This is a genomic window from Candidatus Hydrothermales bacterium (assembly GCA_039630235.1).
Classification (GTDB): Bacteria; Hydrothermota; Hydrothermia; order Hydrothermales; family JAJRUZ01; genus JBCNVI01.
This window is the reverse complement of sequence record JBCNVI010000001.1, coordinates 372201-391389: the sequence shown is the minus strand read 5'-3', so window position 1 is coordinate 391389 and position 19189 is coordinate 372201. Positions and strand designations below refer to the sequence as shown.

At 29.6% G+C, this 19189-nt stretch carries 18 protein-coding genes; 3 read left to right on the top strand and 15 right to left on the bottom strand.

From position 1 onward, the window contains the following. Positions 1-111 precede the first annotated feature (111 nt). Entirely contained in the window at positions 112-594 is a 483-nt protein-coding gene (locus ABDH49_01860) for a hypothetical protein (GenBank protein ID MEN3045723.1), read from the top strand. Between the two features lie 2 nt (positions 595-596). After that, positions 597-1610: an RNA 3'-terminal phosphate cyclase gene (gene rtcA, locus ABDH49_01855; GenBank protein MEN3045722.1), complete on the top strand. Its 1014-nt coding sequence runs from the start codon at positions 597-599 to the stop codon at positions 1608-1610. Here rtcA and ABDH49_01850 read toward each other — a convergent pair. From ABDH49_01850 to ABDH49_01810, 9 genes are read right to left on the bottom strand one after another with little or no spacing between them, the layout of a single operon-like run. Then, positions 1597-2244 (bottom strand): ABC transporter ATP-binding protein, encoded by a 648-nt coding sequence (locus ABDH49_01850; GenBank protein ID MEN3045721.1) that lies wholly within the window; start codon positions 2242-2244, stop codon positions 1597-1599. The genes rtcA and ABDH49_01850 overlap by 14 nt on opposite strands. Next, positions 2214-3083 (bottom strand): hypothetical protein, encoded by an 870-nt coding sequence (locus ABDH49_01845; GenBank protein ID MEN3045720.1) that lies wholly within the window; start codon positions 3081-3083, stop codon positions 2214-2216. Before ABDH49_01845 ends, ABDH49_01850 begins: the two co-directional genes overlap by 31 nt. 19 nt (positions 3084-3102) lie before the next feature. After that, positions 3103-3840, bottom strand: a complete 738-nt coding sequence (locus ABDH49_01840) for a M28 family peptidase (GenBank protein ID MEN3045719.1) — start codon at positions 3838-3840, stop codon at positions 3103-3105. Then, positions 3840-5660, bottom strand: coding sequence for a hypothetical protein (locus ABDH49_01835; GenBank protein ID MEN3045718.1), 1821 nt, complete (start codon positions 5658-5660; stop codon positions 3840-3842). Before ABDH49_01835 ends, ABDH49_01840 begins: the two co-directional genes overlap by 1 nt. Next, positions 5657-6427, bottom strand: coding sequence for a protein-glutamate O-methyltransferase CheR (locus ABDH49_01830; protein ID MEN3045717.1), 771 nt, complete (start codon positions 6425-6427; stop codon positions 5657-5659). Before ABDH49_01830 ends, ABDH49_01835 begins: the two co-directional genes overlap by 4 nt. After that, positions 6420-8000 carry a tetratricopeptide repeat protein gene (locus tag ABDH49_01825; GenBank protein MEN3045716.1) on the bottom strand — a complete coding sequence of 527 codons (1581 nt, stop codon included), beginning with the start codon at positions 7998-8000 and terminating at the stop codon, positions 6420-6422. The genes ABDH49_01830 and ABDH49_01825 overlap by 8 nt, the downstream gene beginning before the upstream one ends. Next, complete coding sequence (locus ABDH49_01820; GenBank protein MEN3045715.1) at positions 7997-9772, bottom strand: DnaA/Hda family protein; 1776 nt, start codon at positions 9770-9772, stop codon at positions 7997-7999. The genes ABDH49_01825 and ABDH49_01820 overlap by 4 nt, the downstream gene beginning before the upstream one ends. Then, on the bottom strand, positions 9769-10167 hold the full coding sequence (locus tag ABDH49_01815) for a hypothetical protein (protein ID MEN3045714.1): 399 nt from the start codon (positions 10165-10167) through the stop codon (positions 9769-9771). The genes ABDH49_01820 and ABDH49_01815 overlap by 4 nt, the downstream gene beginning before the upstream one ends. A 28-nt stretch (positions 10168-10195) precedes the next feature. Further along, positions 10196-10381 (bottom strand): hypothetical protein, encoded by a 186-nt coding sequence (locus ABDH49_01810; GenBank protein MEN3045713.1) that lies wholly within the window; start codon positions 10379-10381, stop codon positions 10196-10198. Positions 10382-10527: 146 nt separating this feature from the next. On the opposite strand from ABDH49_01810, the gene ABDH49_01805 reads away from it, so the two are divergent. After that, on the top strand, positions 10528-11781 hold the full coding sequence (locus ABDH49_01805) for a Glu/Leu/Phe/Val dehydrogenase (GenBank protein MEN3045712.1): 1254 nt from the start codon (positions 10528-10530) through the stop codon (positions 11779-11781). A gap of 59 nt (positions 11782-11840) precedes the next feature. Here the strand turns inward: ABDH49_01805 and ABDH49_01800 are convergent, their stop codons facing one another. From ABDH49_01800 to ABDH49_01775, 6 genes are all read right to left on the bottom strand, one after another. Beyond that, positions 11841-13085: an FAD-linked oxidase C-terminal domain-containing protein gene (locus ABDH49_01800; GenBank protein MEN3045711.1), complete on the bottom strand. Its 1245-nt coding sequence runs from the start codon at positions 13083-13085 to the stop codon at positions 11841-11843. A 104-nt stretch (positions 13086-13189) separates the two neighbouring features. Continuing rightward, positions 13190-13714, bottom strand: a complete 525-nt coding sequence (locus ABDH49_01795) for a YIP1 family protein (GenBank protein MEN3045710.1) — start codon at positions 13712-13714, stop codon at positions 13190-13192. Positions 13715-13745: 31 nt separating this feature from the next. After that, positions 13746-16409 (bottom strand): M1 family metallopeptidase, encoded by a 2664-nt coding sequence (locus tag ABDH49_01790; protein ID MEN3045709.1) that lies wholly within the window; start codon positions 16407-16409, stop codon positions 13746-13748. Beyond that, entirely contained in the window at positions 16406-16750 is a 345-nt protein-coding gene (locus ABDH49_01785; GenBank protein MEN3045708.1) for a 6-carboxytetrahydropterin synthase, read from the bottom strand. Before ABDH49_01785 ends, ABDH49_01790 begins: the two co-directional genes overlap by 4 nt. After that, a complete protein-coding gene (locus ABDH49_01780) occupies positions 16750-18330 on the bottom strand; it encodes a hypothetical protein (GenBank protein ID MEN3045707.1) in 1581 nt (526 codons plus the stop codon). Before ABDH49_01780 ends, ABDH49_01785 begins: the two co-directional genes overlap by 1 nt. Next, the gene (locus tag ABDH49_01775) at positions 18308-19189 is read right to left on the bottom strand and encodes a hypothetical protein (GenBank protein MEN3045706.1); all 882 of its coding nucleotides are present in this window, start codon (positions 19187-19189) and stop codon (positions 18308-18310) included. The genes ABDH49_01780 and ABDH49_01775 overlap by 23 nt, the downstream gene beginning before the upstream one ends.

Here is a 19189-nt window from a genome sequence, read left to right as displayed (position 1 = left end):
GGACTTGAACCTTAAAACTTCTATTTAATTTTTTTGCTTTAAAAATTTAAAAGGATGTATTATATAATACTTTTTGGAATCGGTTCTATTCCACAAAAAATTTATTAAAAAATGAAATTGTTTGGAATTAAGTATAGGAAAAAAGATACTGAGTTAGAGGTTTATGGTGATATAGAGTTTGTTGAGAAGAAGTTTAATGAGCTTTACGAAATCTTATTTGAGAAAAAAGGTAAAGATTCTAAAGCTGAGGGTGCCAAATTAAAAAGGGTGTCTGAGGGGCTGCCCGAGATTGATATAGATAAAGTCAAATCGTATTTTAAAAATTACGAGGTAAAAAATAACACGCAGAGGATTTTGCTTTCTGCAAAATTTATTCATGAGGTTCTTCAAAAAAAATCTTTCTCTCTATCTGATATCAGAAATATTTATAAAATAATGAAATGGAAAATATCGAAAAATCCTTCCGCTTTTATACAAAAATTTAAGAAAAAAAAATTTTTATATGTTTTGCCTCAGAAAAGAAGTGGAAGGCCAATTTATGCACTTACAGAAAGTGGTTTAAATTTTACTGAACAGTTTAAAAAGACATCTTAAATATGATTAGTATAGACGGCTCCTATAAGGAAGGTGGCGGACAAATCTTAAGAATTTCTATTTTTTTATCACTTTTAACAAATAAACCCTTTTATATTTATAACATTAGAAAAGGAAGACCTAACCCTGGACTTAAAAATCAACATCTACATATTCTAAAATGTATAAAAGAAATATCAGAGTCTAAAGTTGAGGGAGATAGGTTACATTCTTTAGAAGTTAGATTTTATCCAGGTAAAGTTAAAGGTGGAAAAGTAAAGATGGACTTTGAGACAGCAGGTTCAATTCCCCTATTTTTACAAACAATATTTCCAGTTTCCCTTATTTCAGAAAATCCAGTACATCTTGAATTGATCGGAGGTACTGATGTTCCTGGTGGTCCAGTTTTTGACTACTTTAGATATTACATATTAGACACTTTTAAAAATATATTAAAAGAAAAAAGTTTTTTAGTTATAAAAAGAGGCTATTATCCAAGAGGTGGGGGAGTGGTGAAACTCAAATTACATGGAAAACTCAGTAAAATAGATCTTGAATTTGGAGACGGAGAACTCGTTAAAATGAAGGGTTTTTTAGCTGGGTCAAAAATTTTAGAGGAGAAGAAAGTCCTTGAAAGAATGAGGGAAGCCTTTTATAAAAGGATTAAAGACATAAATAACAATATTGAATTTGAAATAAGTTATGAAGATTCTCCCTCACCAGGTTGTAGCTTTTTAGTCATTGGAATTTTTAATGGGAAAAGGAAATTAGCAGTTGACATCTTAGGGAAAAAAGGGGTACCTGCTGAAGTTCTCGGTGAAGAACTTGCGGAAAAATTTATTCTTTTTCTAAAAAGAGGTGATTCTCCAGATCCACATCTTGCCGATCATCTTGTTCCTTTTCTTGCACTCTATGGTGGAGAAGTTTATCAAAAAGAACCTACATCTCACTTTGAAACAGCAATCTGGACAGCGAAGCACTTTTTAGATTTTAACGTTGAAAAAAAAGAAAATCTATTTAAATTTACTCCTCTTTAACAATTTCTCCCTTTTGAAGATAAAAAATCCTTTTACTTTCTTCAAAAATTTCAGAATAACTGTGGCTTGATATACAAATAATTTTTTTATCCATATTTTCAAAAATGTAACTTTCAAGTATTTTAGATCCTTTTTTATCAAGTGAATTAAAAGGTTCATCTAGATACAGAAAAATTGGATCGTGTAATATTGATTTTATGAGTGAAATTCTTTGAATTTGACCTCTTGAAAGTTCCTTTACCTTTTTATTCAAGTAGTCTTTCGTTTCAAAAACTTCAGAGAGTTCAAGAATTCTTTCTTTAGGAATATTGAAAAACTTTGAGGAAAATTCAAGGTTCTCAAAACAAGTTAAATCAGGATACAAAAGAGGATTATGAGATATAAATCCTATGTACTTTAAAAAAATTTCTGCTTTATTATTTACTCTTTCACCATTATAAAAGATCTCTCCTTCAGAAGGAAAAAGGATTAGAGAAAGTATTTTAAAAAGTGTTGTTTTCCCAGCCCCATTGTCACCCACAAAAAGATAAAGGCCCTTTTCTTTTATTTCAAAACTTATTCCCTTTAATACATAGTTTCTCTTAAAGATTTTTTTTAAGTTTGCTACTCTGATACTATTTCCTTTTTCAACCATCTCTTTCTAATTAATAATAAGAAAATGACTAGTAAAACTATAAAAATAAAGGGTAAGATAAATTCTTTTAACTTTTTTTCTTCTTTAGGTTTTATCTCAAAGGAAAAGATTTCCTCAGCCTTTAAATTTTTGAAAGTATAGACAAAAAGATTACCTTGAGTTGTATTTATATTTGTTTTTTCAAAATTTTTCCTTGTTCTTAAATCAATTTCAGGGGGTGTCATCACAAGGAATTCATTAATAGCTAAAGGGTTTTTTCTTTCAAATTTTATCTTCTCAAGTGGAAGGTGGTAAAGTAATGAAATTGTTTTTAATCCTGGTGTAAAACCATTTGTGTAAATAAAGGTATCTCCCTTTATTTTTAACTCAAATGGTAGAACTCCCTGAAGAGATAGTATATGTGTTGCTTTTCTTGGCATATTTAATTTAAAAGTCTTTTTAACAAACTTTCTTGAAGTATTGAAAAAATTATAAACTTCTATAGCTTGAATGATATTTGACATTAAAACAAAGGCAATATGTGCCCTATTTATAATAACTTTATCACTTTTAGAGATAGTATCATATACTGATAAATTTATGTTCTCATTATCTTCAAAAAGGGGATCGGTCCTATAATCTATACCTTGAAAATTTGTTTTTATAAAATAAATTCCATTTTTCTTTGTATCTACATTAAATTTTCCATTTTGATCTGTTTTAAATCTAAGCGAGTCTATAGGACTAAGATTTGAATCAAGCTCAACAAGAGTGTAAGGGTAATTTTTTAAGGGTATACTGTCCTTTAAAAGTATTTGCCCCCTAAAAGTTAGCGTAAAAATTAAAATAGTTATTTTCATAATTTATAATAATTTACTTTCACTTTGTTTTCAAATAATCTACAATAAAGTTACCAAGTTTTTCTATGTTTTCTAAACTTATTTTATCCCAGGTATCCTCAAGTGTATGCCAGTAAGGATAATCAAAATCAATAAGAAGAATAACCTTTTTGTTTGCTTCAAGTAAAGGCAAGTGATCATCTATAATATAATACTTTAATTTTTTATGAAAGAAATTTATTTTTCTTTTTTCAGCGTAACTGAAAATTGAATCTGTTATAAAAGGAGCATACTTTAGGGAGTATCCTTCCATAAAAATTTCAAGATTTTTGTCTCCAATCATGTCAAAGACAATACCCCATTTTATATCATAATTTTTTTTAGCAAAGTGTCTTGATCCATAAAGTGGTGGTGTTTCTCCAAAATCTTCTCCATCAAAGAATACAAAAAGTAAGTTTTTATCTAAATCTCTAAGTTTTTTTGCTAAGTATAAAAGTAAAATTACTCCTGAACCGGAGTCATTTGCTCCTTCAATGCCCTCCTTTGTGTCATAGTGGGTTCCAAGGAGTATGAAGTTATTTTTGCCCTTTTTAAAAATCAAATTATAAAACTTAAAGTTATCTTCGATGAAAGAATCAACTTTACAAAGGTAACCCATATTTTTGAATTCCTTATATAAGAATTCCCTTAACTTCTTATGACCTTCTGAACCTGGAACTCTAGGTCCTATTGAAATTAGAAAATTCATATAAAAAAGGAGAATAGTATCTTTTACCATTAAAAAATATAAAGAGGCATCTTAGTAATATCAATACCAATACAAAATAGACCCCTTTGAGAAGGAGTTATAACCCATCTTTCTTTAATTACTAATTTGTCAAGTTTCCTTTTTGCTTTTAGATCAAATAAAAAGGCTTCACCAGTTTTTTCCTTAAACAGTAGCTTTATACTTTCATTATCTTGCGAGTATAAATAAATAAAAAGAGTATTTTCATTTAAATCAAGAGAAAGAAAGTTTACATTATCATTTTTTATTTCAAAGAGTGGATTTAGTTTTTTTTTGAGTTTTCCCTTAAATAAAATTGGTTTATATTTGAATTTCAAAAATTCTTTAACTGTAAATTCTGAAATTTTCTTAATTTCTAACTCAACATTTTTATCAAAAACTAATTTTATAATTCCGTTTTTTCTTTCTAAAATTGTTCCAGGTATTGTTTTAAGGAAGTAGGTTTTTTCACCTTCTATAATTAAATATCCTGAATAAATTTTTTTTGTAGTTATTTCTTCTTTAACAAAGGGAGCGAAAGTATAAACTTTAAAATTTTTTTCACTATAAATTAAAATTTCACATCTATTTATATTAATTAGTTTTCCCTTTAGTTTAAGACTTTCATCGTGTGGTAAAAAAGAGGTTGAAAATAAGAAAATTTTTTTATCCCACTTTATTTTAGAATTTGTTTTAATAAAGTTTTCCTTAAATAATTCTTCTTCATATATTCCACCTTTTATTTCACCTTTTTCTCCAATTAACTTTGGATAAATGTAAAGATCGTAAAATTTTAGGTTGCCCCTTTCATAAATTTTAAAGTCTACCTCTTGAAATACTGATTTTTCTTCTTTAAGCTCTGAAAAACTGAGACTTTCTACCTCAGCTCTGAATAGCTTATTTTTTATTATCCTATAGTATTCTCTTTTAAAGGGTAAAACATTAAAAATTAAATATCCCTCTTTTTCCTCAATAAAATCCTCTGTAACAGTTTTAATATATATTTTTAATTCCTTAATTTCTTCCTTTATTAGTTCAGTGTTGTCTGAATTAAAAAGTTTTAGAAAGTTTTTGTTTTTTTCCTTGATAAAGTAGTCTGAGGGAATCACTTTATAAACATTTAAAATTGTGTTTAAGACACCGCATTTAAAAATTAAATCCTCAAGTTTTTTGAAATAGGGGTAATTTTTTTTAACTTTTATATCTGAATTAAACTCAAAAAAGTCACCTTTTTCTGGTATAGTTGAGGTTATTTCCTCAAGTGAGAAAAGACTGTTTTTTATTTCATCTTTTTGAGGATAGGGCTCTATAAATACATTTTTTGAGTCACAGGAAACATTCATTATTTTTATTTCATTTTCAAAATCTTTTGTTATAACAAAGTGTTTTTTAAGTGGAATTTTTGATACTAAAAGGTCAATATCAAAGCCTTTTAAAAGGTAAAAAAGTCCACTTGGTAATTTACTGATTATTGGCAAATAAAGTACTTTTTCTCCTGAAAAACTTTCTTTTAATTCATCATAAACTATCTTTAAATTTTTTATAAGTGAGTGAGCTTCAAGAAGATTTGGAGGGATAAAATAATAAAAAGGGTTAATTCCGATTTTTTTAAGTCTAAGAAGTAAGTTTAGTTTTAATTCTTCAGAGCTATTTTCTTTATAAAATCTTAAGAAAAAAGAGGCACTTGCACCAGTGTGTATATATCTTATGTTTCCCTTTTCAATTTCCTCAAGTACTTTTTCAAATTTAAATCTCCAATTTGGGTAACTGAGTGAGAAACTATTTTCATAGTCTGTTTCTAGGACATTTACAAATATTTTCTCTTCTTTCATATTTTCCTAAGTATTCTCTCAACTTTAGATACATACTCAAATCTATCAAGAAATTCAAAAGGAAGGAATTCAGTTTTCCCTAGAATTAAAAAGCCGTTCTTTTTTAAGCTTAAATATAGATTTTCAAAAACCAGTTTCTGTTTTTCTTTTACAAAATAAATTATTACGTTTCTACATAAAACAAGATCAAAATTTGTAAGTGGCGGTTTTTTTGTTATGTCATGAAAAAAGAAATTTATGTTTTTTTTAAGTTCCTCAGAAATTTTGAATTTATTATTAATTTTTTCAAAGTATTTTTTTATCAGCTCCCCTGGAGTTTCGATCAATTTATCTGGTTCGTATATTCCCATTTTTGCCTTTTCGAGTGCTTCATTATCAATATCTGTTGCATAAATTTTATAGCCTTCGATACCTTCCTCTTTCATAAGAATTGCCACAGAGTATGGTTCTTCACCTGAAGCACAACCAGCACTCCATATGTATATTTTTCCTCTCATTTTTAAATCAGGCAAAACTAAACTTTTTATTTGGTCATATGTACTTTTATTTCTGAAAAAATAAGATACATTTATTCCTATTTCATTAATGAATTTCTTTCTTTCTTCTTCATCATTTTCGAGCTTTTCTATATAAAGGCTAATGTCATTAAGATTATTTTTTCTCATTCTTACTCTTAATCTTCTTTCAAGATAGTTATCTCTGTAATAAGAAAGATCAATGCCCGTTTTTTCAAAGATTAGTTCTTTTACCTGCTTTAAGTTATACATTTACAGCTTTTCTTAAAATTTCTAAGTTTCTTTTTGCTACTTTATTTTCTGGATCAATCTTTAATAAATCTTCAAAGTATTTTAATGCAATTTTGTTTTTTCCTTCTTTCAGATAAATATTACCTAATCTTAAAAGAGCCTCCTTGTTCTGTTTATCAATTGATAGTATCTGTGTGTAGAGGGTCTTACTCTCATCGTGTCTTCCCCTTTCATACAATAAGTCAGCTAATGCGAGTTTATACTTTACGTTAGACGGGGATAATTTAATTGCGTTTCTTAAGTAATCTTCAGCTTCTTTAAACTTTTTTAAAGCTCTGTATGATATCCCTAAACCATAATTTACCTCAGGATTTTTGGGATCATAGCCCTTTAAGATTGAGAGTATTTCAATTACTTGGAGATACTTTTTTTCATTGTATAATTTCTGTGCTAACATGATATAAGGGGTTTTAAGAAAGGATCTTTCTTTCATTAAAGTTTTAATTATTTCTTCTGATTTTATTTTTTCATTTATTTTGTCAAAATAAATTGCTTTATTTAACAAAAATCTCTCGTCTTCGAATTTGAGCTTGTCAATTTCCTCTAAAATTTTTTCCGCTTCTTTAAGATTATTTGTTTCAATATATATGAAAAAGAGGTTGTTCATAATTTTGGGATTAGTTGGGTCTCTTTTTAGGGCTTCTTTTAAAAACTCTATTGCCTTTTGAAATTCTTTTTTGTAAATTGATAGAAGCCCTAGATAAAAGAAACTATCTGCTTTGTCAGGAATAATCTCATTTAATCTTCTAAATTCCCTCTCTGCTTCTTCAAATAATCCAGTTTTTAAAAAGGCATAACCTAAATTAATATGTTCTAAAATTTTTGTTTTAGATACTTCTTCATCCCTTTTTTTCTTTGGGATTGTGTCTATTACTCCCTTTAAAAGGAGATTCTTAAAAGTCTCAGCAAGCTCAAAGAGGTTTTTTCCAGCTTTCTCGAATACTTCCCTTACGGTTTTTTCTCCGTCTACAAATTCAATTATTATTTTTTCTTTCTCATCAACGGGCTTATATGTTTTATCTTTCAAGATACAAATTTCATCAATTGAAGGAATTAGTTCTTGAACTTTTTTCCATTCGTCGAAGGTTTTTGCAGACTCTATAAGTAAATAAGAAGGATCAAGAGATATTATTGGTCTTTCCTTTGGAAATTCATCTTGTTCAAAGTTAAAATATCCGTCTGACCAAGAAATCGCTTCCGAGACAAATTTTTTTATTTCTTCTTCATAAACTTTCTTAATTTCATCTTCAGAAATTCCAAGCTCAATTAGTGCTGATCCAAAGTTTGGTGCTCCCTTTTCAATTAAATTTTCAGCTTTTTTATAAGTTTCTTCGTTAATTACACCCTTAGATAGAAGAATTTCTCCAACTTTTTCTTTTCTATTTATCATTTTCCCAAATATTATTATTCCACCCTTAAAATAGATTTCTAGAAAATCTTCTCCGTTAGTTACTGAAAGTCTACCAGTTTTTTTACCCATAACCATTAACTGGACAACGTCTGAAAATGGAATTTCCCTAAGTGAACCTCTCATGGATAATCCTCAAAAATTCTTTCCTCTAGTATTTCAATATCAAAGATTATTTTCCTACTTTCCCCTTCAACCTCAGTTAAATATCCTGCAAGACTTTCTGTTTCCCTAACTTTTTCAAGTTCTTTTAAAAATTCTTCAAAATGCTCTTCAAATTCTTTTAGGTCAAAAAAATCTCTATTTAATATCTCTTTTTTTAGGTTCTCATCGATTTCTAAGCCCTTATTTTTTAGTTTTTGGTTTAAAAACTCGAGTAAGATTTTATTATCTGGCTTTTCAATGAAGGTAACTTTTGCCACTTTAAAAAGATTTTTAAACTCAGGGGGAAGAAAAATTTCTTTCATTTCTTTTTTAACTCCTATTAAAAACCTTTTTCCTCTATTCTTTTCTTTTAATATTATCGGAATTAATTTATCTCTTAAATCTTCTACATCAAAGAAGATTTCAGCATCGTCTATAATTATAAAGTTAAAATCTTCAAAGACTTTATTTAATTTACTTTGATTTTCAAAAAAAAGATCGGTTAAATCGCTAGAGTTAAAAAGTACTCTTTTAGGTTCAGGGTTAATTTCATAGGCATAAAGAAGGTGTGTTGAAAGTCCCCTTTTACCAGGTGAAAAGACAAAAATTAGTGAGGGCTCTCCTTGAGTTGCCTGTTTTCTTATATTTTCTAGAACATCCCTATTATAATCTGACTCTATAATTTTAAATTCTGTTTCTCTCAATTTCTGCGGCACTTCTCTTTTTCTTAGATGAGTTCTCTTTTCTTCTATGAATTTTTCCACTTCTTCAATTCTATCTGGATCAAAAAGAGCCTTTTCAATTTCCGGATCTTGTTCACCTATTTCTCCATAAATTTTTTGAAATTCAATTAATTTCATAATATCACTTACAAATCTTCTATACTCCCTTTTTATGCTTTCAATGTCCTTTATATCTACCAATTTTTTGAGTCTATCTGTTTTATAACCTTTCATTTCCCATATATATATTTTCTCCTTTAGTGCTGTTTTTAAAGCTTCTTCCTCTCTCGCAATTTTTTCAAATTTTTCTAAACTCTTTTCTATTTCTGGTATTATATCTGAAAAAAAGAGAATTGGTAAAGATATTCCGGTTATTTCTTCAATATCTTTTTCTTCAATTTTTTCTTTTGAGATGAATCTTAAAAAGATCCTATTTATATCTCCCTCAATTTCTCTTATATTTTTATAACCCTTTTTTGATATAAGATTTATGAATTTTTCTTCTATTAAAACTCCTCTTTTTGAGAGTTTTTCTTTAATTAGAAGTTTTATGTCCTCTTCATCTGGTGGTAAAATTTCAATTACAAGTCCACCTTTTATCCTTGATATTAATTCTTCCTTTAGGCCTTTTAGTTCATCTAATGATAATGAAGATGACAGTACTATTTGAATTTCATTAGCAATAATTACATCTATATTTTTTGAAAAGTCCTCTATTATTTCATTTTTTATTTTAGGAAAAGTTTCAAAATTATCAATGATGAGAAAGCCCTTTTTAAATTCGTAAATTTTTTCGTAATCTCTCTCAAATTCTTTTGGTGTTAAAAACAGTTCTTTTATGTTTTTTTCTCTTAACTTATGGGCAAGAGCTGTAATAAGATGGGTTTTACCCATGCCGGGTGCGGAGCACAAAAAAATGGGATTAAAAAGCAAAGGTTCTTCAATTATCGCTTCTAGGGCTCTCTTTGCCATTCTGTTTCCCTTATACTCGATTAAATTCTTAAAGGTGAATCTTGGGTTAAGAAGACTCATCTTCTTAGAATTTCAAGTATCCTTTTACTTAGTTTTTTTGCCTGTACTTCAACTATTCCAAGTATTGTTCTATCATCAAAAAAGGTTGTAAGTAAAAAGTCTTCCCCTACTAGTGTGTAATATATGTTCCAACTGTCTCCTTCTTGAAAAAAAGTAAGAAAATTTTTTTCTCCTATCAGTCTTGCGAGTTCTCTTGTGCTTTGAAAGATTCCTGCAAGGAGTGCTGAAATTGCAAGGAGATTAAAGGGAGTTTTAAAACCGGAGGAGACAAGTAGTTGACCTGAAAGTGTAGAAAACATTGAAGAGTATGTATTTGCTCTATAAGTAAAATCATCTAGTAACTTTTGTAGAGCAACATACTCCTCCACCCCTAAAATTAAAGTATCCCTCGTCACTTTATATATTTTAAATTAAATTTTTTATTTATTTCTCCTTTTCAAAAATCAAATGATAGGTGAGAGAAAATAAAAGTAATGTCCAGGTACCCTTTATATAAGTGTAGGGTTTAAAAAGATGGGGAAATTCACCACCTGATAATTTTAAAACTATAGCAATTATGAACGTTATAACAGCCAATAAGAATAAAATCTGTGATACTTTTACTTTCATTTTTATTTACATCTTGCTTTTAATAGGGATCGAACCTTATAATATTTTATACGTAAATATTTTAAAGTATTAAAGTAGCAGTATAAAAGAAAAAGGGTTAAAATCCCATATAAAAATTTATTTAAAAAACAGTTAGGAGGTTAAAAATGGAAAAAAGAAATCCCTTTGAGGTTGCACAGGAACAACTTGATAAGGCCGCAGCAGTGCTAAAACTTGCACCACATGTCCATGAGATGCTAAGATGGCCGATGAGAGAAATTAGTGTAACTATACCTGTAAGGATGGATAACGGCACAGTTAAGGTTTTTAAGGGATATAGAGTTCAATATAACGATGCTCTTGGACCAACAAAAGGTGGTATAAGGTTCCACCCTGAAGAAACTATAGACACTGTTAGAGCACTTGCTGCCTGGATGACCTGGAAGACAGCCCTTATGGACCTGCCCTATGGTGGAGGTAAAGGCGGTGTCGTTTGTAATCCTAAGGAAATGTCCGAAAGAGAACTTGAAGAACTTTCAAGAGGATATATAAGGGCAATTGCGCAAGTTATAGGACCAGAGAAGGATATTCCTGCTCCTGATGTTTATACAAATCCACAGATTATGGCTTGGATGATGGATGAATTTAGTAAAATAAGACAGTATAATACTCCGGGTGTTATAACAGGAAAACCATTGAGAATTGGCGGTTCCGTTGGAAGAATTGATGCTACTGCAAGGGGCGGAATGTATGTTCTAAGAGAAGCTGCTAAAAAACTTGGAATCGATCTAAAAAATGCAACTTGTGCAATCCAAGGCTACGGAAATGCAGGTTACTTTGCTCATAAGCTTATTACGGAAATGTTTGGAACAAAGGTAATTGCTGTAAGTGACTCAAAGGGAGGGATTTTGTCCAAGGACAAAAAACCACTTGTTTTTGAAGAAGTTTTTGAACATAAAAATAAAACAGGGTCAGTTGTTGGATTTAAAAATACTACAAAAATTACAAATGAAGAGCTTCTTGAACTTGATGTGGATATTTTGATACCTGCTGCTCTTGAGGAAGTTATTACAGGTGAGAATGCAAATAGGATTAAGGCAAAGATAATTCTTGAGCTTGCCAATGGTCCAGTAACACCTGAAGCAGACGAAATACTTCACAAGAAAAATATTCTATTTTTACCTGATTTCCTTGCAAACGGTGGTGGTGTTACGGTCTCCTACTTTGAATGGGTCCAAAACATAACTGGACTTTATTGGGATGAAGAAGAGGTTTATTCAAAGCTAGATAATAAGATGACAAAAGCATTTAACGCCGTTTGGGATGCTATGCAGGAATATAAGGTTGATCCAAGAGTTGCAGCTTATACTGTTGCTGTCAAAAGAGTTGTTGAGGCTATGACTCTGAGGGGTTGGGTCTAGTTGTCCTATCTCTGAGGTAAGTTTTTATCAAGGGGGGCGGAAAGCCCCCCTTTTATTTTTTAAAAGAGTTTTCCAGGATTCAAGATACCCTTTGGATCAAAAGTTCTTTTAATTTCCCTTTGTATTTTATATAAAATTGGATCTGTTTCTTTCCTAAATCCCTTTTTTTTCAGGTATCCCACCCCGTGTTCAGCTGTTATTGTACCCCCAATTTTAATAGCAAGATCCCATATTTCCTCTGAAATTTTTCTTATCAATCTCTCTTCGTCTTTTTTATATGTCAAGTTAATATGAATATTTCCGTCTCCTAGATGTCCAAATATGTAAGGTTCTTTCGAGTAATTTTTAAATAAATTCTTCACATCATTTATAAAGTTTTGAGCTGTTTTAATTGTTACACAGATATCCTCTGAGTGAACCTTAAATCCCTCTTTTTCTGTTTCATAAAACATTTTTTTTCTAATCTCCCAAATTCTATCTACAGAGCTTTTATCGTCGCCTATAAAAATTCTTTCTATTTTCTCTTTCTCCGCAAAATCATAAAGTTTTTCTAAGATCTTCTCAATTTCTTCTTCGTCTCCATCAAATCCTACAAAAAGCAACGAGTGTTCCTCAGGAAACATGTGTTTAACCTTTTTTCTGACAAGTCTTACGCATCCCTTATCCATGAACTCAATTATAGAGGGAAAAAATTTATTTTTGATAAGTTTTATAACAAAATTAAAGAGATCTTCATTTTCCTGAAAACTCATTACTGTTAGTACTTCTTTTTCTGGCCTTGGTATTAGTTTTAGTTTTATTTTTGTAAATAGGGCAAGAGTGCCTTCGGATGAGCAGAGCAAACTCAAAAGGTTATAACCTGTTTTCCACTTTTTCGTTCCCCTCCCCACGTTAACTACGTTTCCGTTTGGTAACACGCATTCAAGTTCAATCAGGTAATTTGATGTAACCCCGTACTTATAGGCCCTTGGTCCACCTGCGTTTGTTGCTACGTTTCCTCCTATTGTGCAAGAGTCAAGACTCATAGGATCAGGTGGATAAAATAGGTTTTCGCTTAAAAGGACTTTGTTTATATCACCTGTGATTATCCCAGGTTCAAGAGTAATCGTTTGGTTAATAGGATCAAGATCTATGATCTTGTTCATTTTTTCAAAGGAGATGACACCACCTTTTAGTGGAACAGCACCTCCTGAAAGACCTGTTCCCCCACCTCTTGGTGTTATATATATGTTCTTTCTAAAACAAAATTTAACAAACTGTGAAACATCCTCTACATTTTCAGGGATAAAAACAAATTCAGGTATTTTACCTTTTAAGGGGGACTCATCATATGAATATTTTACTAAAAGTTCTTTTTCTGTTAGTAATTTATTATTAAATTTTAAGGGGAAAATTTTTTATTTTTTCTTTAAAAAAGTCCTAATCCTTTTAAGCCAGCGACTGTTAGTGCTGCTGCTCCTATAAGTATAGAAAGGAAAAAGGCTATAGCAATTGGAATAAGAACTACTATTATTGCTCTGGCAAGGTCAAGTTGATGAACAGTTTGTGTGACTTTTACTGCAACAATGATCATCCAGATTGATGCAAGAGTAGAAAGAAAGCCACCAATAATTGGGATAACTGACACCCAATGTAAAATATAGGTCATTGCTATTGGTATATAGTATGGAATATATTCTCCTTTTCCACCTAAGATTCTTGCAACTACCCATAAAATTCCGACACCTATAAAAGATAAAATTACTGCAAGTATTGGCAAAGTTATTATGCCAGGAATAATTTTAAGTGAACCTATTGCACTTGCAATTCCAGCAATTACCACAACTAAAATTGCCCAGGGTAAATTTTCTCTTTTTTCAGAGACCTCTTTTATCGCCTCTTCCTTAAGCTGGATTATATACAAAACTTTTTCAATAACCTTTACGAAGTCCATTTTATAAGATTTTTAATACCGGATTAGAACCTTAAGTTATATCGAAAAATTTTAAATTAATTTTTAGTCTAAAATCAAAATTTCTTCTCTCACTGTTAAACTTTGGGTTATTAATGTATAGGGGTAGGTATATGTTGATCCGTATTTTGTTTTTGTAAAAATCTTTTCTAAAAATTAGGCCAAAATTCCAAAGATTATCTTCGCCCCATAGAATTTTTTCATAAAAAAAGCCTATATGTTTAAAGCTTTTTTCAAGTGAAAATAAAAATAACTTCTTAAATTTTAAGAGATTATACCCCTTTAAAAACACGCCTTCATTTACGAAAGTATAGTTACCGGAAAGAATAAAGTTTCTCTCAATCTTTAAGTCTAAGATATCGTAAAAAGAATTTGAGAAGTTAGAAATATATTCCTGTTTAGGAAAATTTCCCTCAATTTTTCCGTAATAAAAATTAAACTTAAGTTTAAGGGGAAAAAGCTCATTTACATCATCAGAGAAAGGTGATAGAGTACTTTCATAGATGAAGAAGATTTTTCTAAAACTTAGGTCGCCTGATACTTTTTGTGGATAAATTTCTGTAGAAATGCCGAGTCTATTGGAAAATAGGTCAGTTTTCGGAAATAGAGTAATTCCAAGTTTAAATCCGCCATAATTTACGTTGTCAAAAAATCTACTTTCTACTTTTGAGTCTTTGTATACAAACTCTAAATTAAAGTAAGCACTCTTTGGATCTTTTAAATGCTTTCTAAAGATCTTATCAAGTCCTGCACAAAAATAGTAGTTTTTCTCAAAACCCAAAGATTTTAAGTAGATTATATTCTCGGGTTTGATATAGGGGAAAAAGAAAGAATATTTGATATTATAGTAGAAGATCTTTTCTTTTGAAGAATAGTATATTTCTCCTTCAAAGTACGGATATCTTCTGATATAGGAAAAAATATAGTTAATTCCAGGAGAAAGCCCTGATTTTGGAGAATAAAATGCAAACGGAAAATAATTTAAATATAGACTCTCATCTTCAGGATTATGTATCAGTGAAAGTTTTTTCTCAAATCTTGTGGGATAAAAGTTGTCTATTCTTTTTATATCAAGAGAAAAATTATAGGGGTCAAGAGCATATCTTTTAGGCTCAAAATCCGTATAAACTTCAATTAGAGTGTCTTTTTTAAAGGGTTTTAACTTAAATTTCACTGTATCTTTTTGGTTTATAACGTAAACATCAAGGGGATAAAAAGTATTCCCTGAATTTTTTATTTTTATTTTACTCAGCCATTTATCTTTAGCTTTAATTTTTTTAACTTCTTTTATCCCAAAATCTGGAACAGGTAAACTTTTAACATAGTAATTTTTGATATATTCCAGAGTCTCTCCATATATTTTCTCAGCTTTATTAAAAAAACTATCGGTATCCGGATGTTTAAATTTAAAATCTCTATAGTATTCTCTTAAAAACTCTTTAAATTTCTCCTCTCCCATTATGTTTAAAAGCATTGCGTATATATGTGATCCCTTTGAATAAACAGTAAAGTAATAATTTTTGAAAGCATGAGCAGGGAGTAAAAGAGTATCATCAGACCCTTCCCTTATGATCTCGGTTATTTGTTTTGAATTTTTATAAAAGATCCCTAGATTCTTTTCTTTTTTAAATTCATAAAAATCTGTAATAAAGGTAGCACCTCCTTCATCGAGCCAAGCCTCATCTGCTTGGTTATTTGCTAAGGCCCCCATAAAATATGTGTGAGCCACCTCATGAAGTATTAAGGAAAAATCATCATCACCACACAGAATAACTCCTGGATACTCCATACCACCTTCTATTAATCCATCAACAGCCTTTAACCACTTATATGGGTACTCTCCGAATAATTCTTTTAAAAAAGCATAGGCCCTAACTGTTCTTATTAAGAAAGAGTCTTTATAAGCTTTGTTTTCTTTTTTATAAAAACTTATTATATGCGTACTATCTATCAAAGTATCCTGAAATAAAAATAGGGGACTACATGAGAAAAAGAAGTCAACTACATTATCTGCCTTAAAGATTACTTCCTTTTCCTCCTGGGTTACCAAGGTGTCGTTTTTTGATAAACATTCTCCTACTCCTGCAACTATGTAGTTACCTGGTAATTTTACTTTTACATAAAAGTTTGAAAAGTTGTGATAAAATTCGGAGAAAAAGTCCCATTTTCTATTGTGCCAACCTTTTTTGTCATATACACATAAAACAGGAAAAAATTGTCCAAAATCATAGTGTTTAGAATTTCTTCCAGCCCTAAACTTTAAAATTTTTGGAACTTTTGTTCTAAAAAATATTAAAAGATTTAATGAATCTTCAGGTTTTAATTTTTCAAGGAGCGGTACCCATAAGACTGTTTCGTCTATTTTAAAGTTGACTTTCTGGTTTCTTATTTTTATTGAGTCAATCTCTATAAAGGCATCTTCTATAAATTTTCCAAATATTTTTGAAAAAGAAAAAAGACAGTTTTTAAAAAGAACTTCTGTGGCTTCTGTATCGAAATTTTTTAAACCATTTGTATAGAGATAAAGATAAAGTCCTCTTAATGTATCGGGAGAGAAGTTTTTATATGTAATTTTTTGGTGACCCATAAGTATTTGAGTAAGGGTGTCAAGTTCTAAATCTATTTTATAATTAACTTTTTGTTCCCAAGAAAATACTAAAAATAGAAAGATTTTCATTTTCTATAAATTACACAAAAGTTTTCATCTTGCCAAAGTTCAACTTCTTTTACTGGAAAAATCTTACTTATTTCTTCAAAGAAGTATTCTGCTAAGTTTTCAGTAGATGTTGAAAAGGGATATTTTAAATTTAAATCTTCATCTTCATAAGGAATAAGTTTATCTATTAAGTTTTTTATATCCATAAAGTCAATTGTATATCCCTCTTTATTTCTTTCACCTGCATCAATGGAAACAATGAGTGTATAAGTATGGTAGTGAGGGTTTTCAGGAGATCCCTTATAGGATAGAAGGTGATGTTTTGCTCTGAAGCTTTTTTTATATCTAAGAACAAAGGGCATTATAAAAGGCCTCCCCTTTTTCTAAGATAAATTTCTAAAGAATAAAGCGCTATGAATATAAAAAGAAAAAATGGGCTTTCTAGTAAGAAAATTTCTTTCTCACCTATCTTTTCTAAATTTTTTCTCTTTAATTTTTCATATAAATTGTCCTCTAAATTGATTTTTTCTCCCCCTGTTATTTCCCTAGCTGTCTCAAGAAGGGAAATGTCGTAATACCTTTTTCTGACTTCCCTTTCAGCTACTATTAAATCGAAACTTTTGTTAAAGATATTTATCTTATATTTCCCCTCATTAAATTTGATCGGTGAGGACTCGTAAATATTATCTGCTACTTTTTTTAAGAAAAATCTTTTTTCATTTAATTTAAACTCAATTAGATCACTTATTTCTCCAAATTTTTTTATTAGAAATGATAGTTTAAATTCTCCTTCTCTTTCTATATTTGAGAAAAGAGGAACAATTTTAGGATTTAAGCTTGGTAAGAAGTTCTCCCTTATCACCTCAATTAGTAATTTTTCAAAATCTCCGTCTGTAGCAAGATTTATCTTCCATAGGTCAGGAGTTGTAAGTAAAATTCTTTCTCTATGTTTCAAAACAATAGGAAATTTTTTCTTATTACAATAAAAAGATAAGACCGTGTCACCCTCTAAATTTCTCCTTATTTCTATTTTATCGACGCCTAACTCTTTATTCGATTCTAATTCAAATTCACCTTCAAGTACTGTGTCCGGTGAAAATACTAAGATAGATTTTATATCTTCATTTAATTCTTTGAATATACTTACGTAAAAGTCTGGTTCTCCTTCTAATTTGTTATAAATCTTACCGCTTATTTCAATTTCAATGTTGGCATTTAAGTGATTTTTGAAGAATCTGTTTAAAAATCCAACTATAGGGTGATATTGTGAGGACGTGATTTTTATTTTAGTATCTAGGTCAAGATCAGTTACATAGAGGTTTTCTTCTATATCGTTAGAAGTAAAGGTTATTTTTCTTGTGGTATTTGGTCTAAATTCAGGAGTGTATAGATAATTTCCGTCAACTCTAATACTTTTCTTTTTAATATTGTTTTCAAAAATATCAAGTTTTATGTTTTTTCCCTCAATTAAAAAGCCCTCTTTGTTTTCTTTTCTTATAAGATAGGGTGGATTTATTTTAAAGTCTTTACCTTGAAATTTTTCAGAATAGAAGTAATTGAACTTTATATTGTTTTTTGACAAGAGGTTTAAAATTTCCCTTTTTCTCTCATAGTCAAATTTTCCTAAGTAAAATATTTCTGAATTGCTAATATTTTTTAACGAGTTTATTAAGTCATCTTCATTATCAATTTTTACTACGTTAAAATCTAAGTCTTTTACTCTCTCAGAGAATTCAGCTTCTAGATTACTTTCGAGGAAAAGCATAGGCTTAATTTCTGTTCTTTCCTTTACCTTTATTGAGAAATTTTGTAAGAAGAGGAAAAGAAAAAAAAGTGAAAGAGTTCTTAAAAAAATTAATTTTTTTGCCTTTTTTTCTTTGTGGTAAAGAAAAAGTGCTATAAGTAAACTTAAAAAAAGACTAAAAACTAATTTGTAGATCAACTTTGTGAAGATCTTGAAAAATACCTGAAGGTATAAAGGAGTAAAAAGTTGAGACTTTTTTAACTTTTAAGAAAATACCTAATCCAAAACCTGTAACAACGCGGTGAAGTCCCTCTGATTCTGCTGTTTCTCTTCTTCTTGAATCAAAGTTCATAGCTAAACTTATGAATCTGTTTAATTCCAAAAGAGAAGAAATCCTATAGGAAAATAGATTTTTTTCAACGGAAAATCCAAGTGACGGTATAAAGCTTTTTATTTTGTTTTTAAGTTCACTTGAAAGTGAAAAAGAGAGTTCATACGGTAAGGAGCTTGCCTTTCTGTTTGTGGGAATACCAATATTTCTTAAATCAAGAGAAGCCTTAAAAGGTAAGTTGTTAAAATAAAAGGCTTTTAGTATAGAGAAATCTAAGGCAAAGGCGAATGACGAAAACTCTTTTAATTTAACATAAAAAATTTTTAAACTTAATCCCTTTTCTAAATCAAAGAGTTTTTTTTGTGGAACAAAAGGCGCTCCTATAATAAAACCTAAGTGAGTGGGAGTAATTACTCTGCCAGTTTTAAATCCACTTGTATCAGTTTCCTCAAATTTACCTGCATTAAATGAAAAAAGCGCTATAGGTAATTTCTTAAAACTTAAAGATAGATAAACTGTATAGATATCTAGAAAGTAGGATGTATAGCCACTTGCTAAAAGGAATTTATCATTAAGGTTTTCATTAAATATAGGTCTAAAAAATATCTTTGAGGTTTCAAAGCTTTTAAAAAAGTGATTATCTTTCTGAAGAGCCTCAACTCCTGTATAAGAGATACGCACATAGTCAAAGGTCATAAAGGAAAAAATTAAAATTATTATTTTCAT

What these genes read in the sequence shown, in the direction of transcription:
- ABDH49_01860 (MEN3045723.1), top strand. Translation starts at nt 112, where the DNA reads ATGAAATTGTTTGGAATTAAGTATAGGAAAAAAGATACTGAGTTAGAG.
- rtcA (MEN3045722.1), top strand. Translation starts at nt 597, where the DNA reads ATGATTAGTATAGACGGCTCCTATAAGGAAGGTGGCGGACAAATCTTA.
- ABDH49_01850 (MEN3045721.1), bottom strand. Translation starts at nt 2,244, where the DNA reads ATGGTTGAAAAAGGAAATAGTATCAGAGTAGCAAACTTAAAAAAAATC.
- ABDH49_01845 (MEN3045720.1), bottom strand. Translation starts at nt 3,083, where the DNA reads ATGAAAATAACTATTTTAATTTTTACGCTAACTTTTAGGGGGCAAATA.
- ABDH49_01840 (MEN3045719.1), bottom strand. Translation starts at nt 3,840, where the DNA reads ATGGTAAAAGATACTATTCTCCTTTTTTATATGAATTTTCTAATTTCA.
- ABDH49_01835 (MEN3045718.1), bottom strand. Translation starts at nt 5,660, where the DNA reads ATGAAAGAAGAGAAAATATTTGTAAATGTCCTAGAAACAGACTATGAA.
- ABDH49_01830 (MEN3045717.1), bottom strand. Translation starts at nt 6,427, where the DNA reads ATGTATAACTTAAAGCAGGTAAAAGAACTAATCTTTGAAAAAACGGGC.
- ABDH49_01825 (MEN3045716.1), bottom strand. Translation starts at nt 8,000, where the DNA reads ATGAGAGGTTCACTTAGGGAAATTCCATTTTCAGACGTTGTCCAGTTA.
- ABDH49_01820 (MEN3045715.1), bottom strand. Translation starts at nt 9,772, where the DNA reads ATGAGTCTTCTTAACCCAAGATTCACCTTTAAGAATTTAATCGAGTAT.
- ABDH49_01810 (MEN3045713.1), bottom strand. Translation starts at nt 10,381, where the DNA reads ATGAAAGTAAAAGTATCACAGATTTTATTCTTATTGGCTGTTATAACG.
- ABDH49_01805 (MEN3045712.1), top strand. Translation starts at nt 10,528, where the DNA reads ATGGAAAAAAGAAATCCCTTTGAGGTTGCACAGGAACAACTTGATAAG.
- ABDH49_01795 (MEN3045710.1), bottom strand. Translation starts at nt 13,714, where the DNA reads ATGGACTTCGTAAAGGTTATTGAAAAAGTTTTGTATATAATCCAGCTT.
- ABDH49_01790 (MEN3045709.1), bottom strand. Translation starts at nt 16,409, where the DNA reads ATGAAAATCTTTCTATTTTTAGTATTTTCTTGGGAACAAAAAGTTAAT.
- ABDH49_01785 (MEN3045708.1), bottom strand. Translation starts at nt 16,750, where the DNA reads ATGCCCTTTGTTCTTAGATATAAAAAAAGCTTCAGAGCAAAACATCAC.
- ABDH49_01775 (MEN3045706.1), bottom strand. Translation starts at nt 19,189, where the DNA reads ATGAAAATAATAATTTTAATTTTTTCCTTTATGACCTTTGACTATGTG.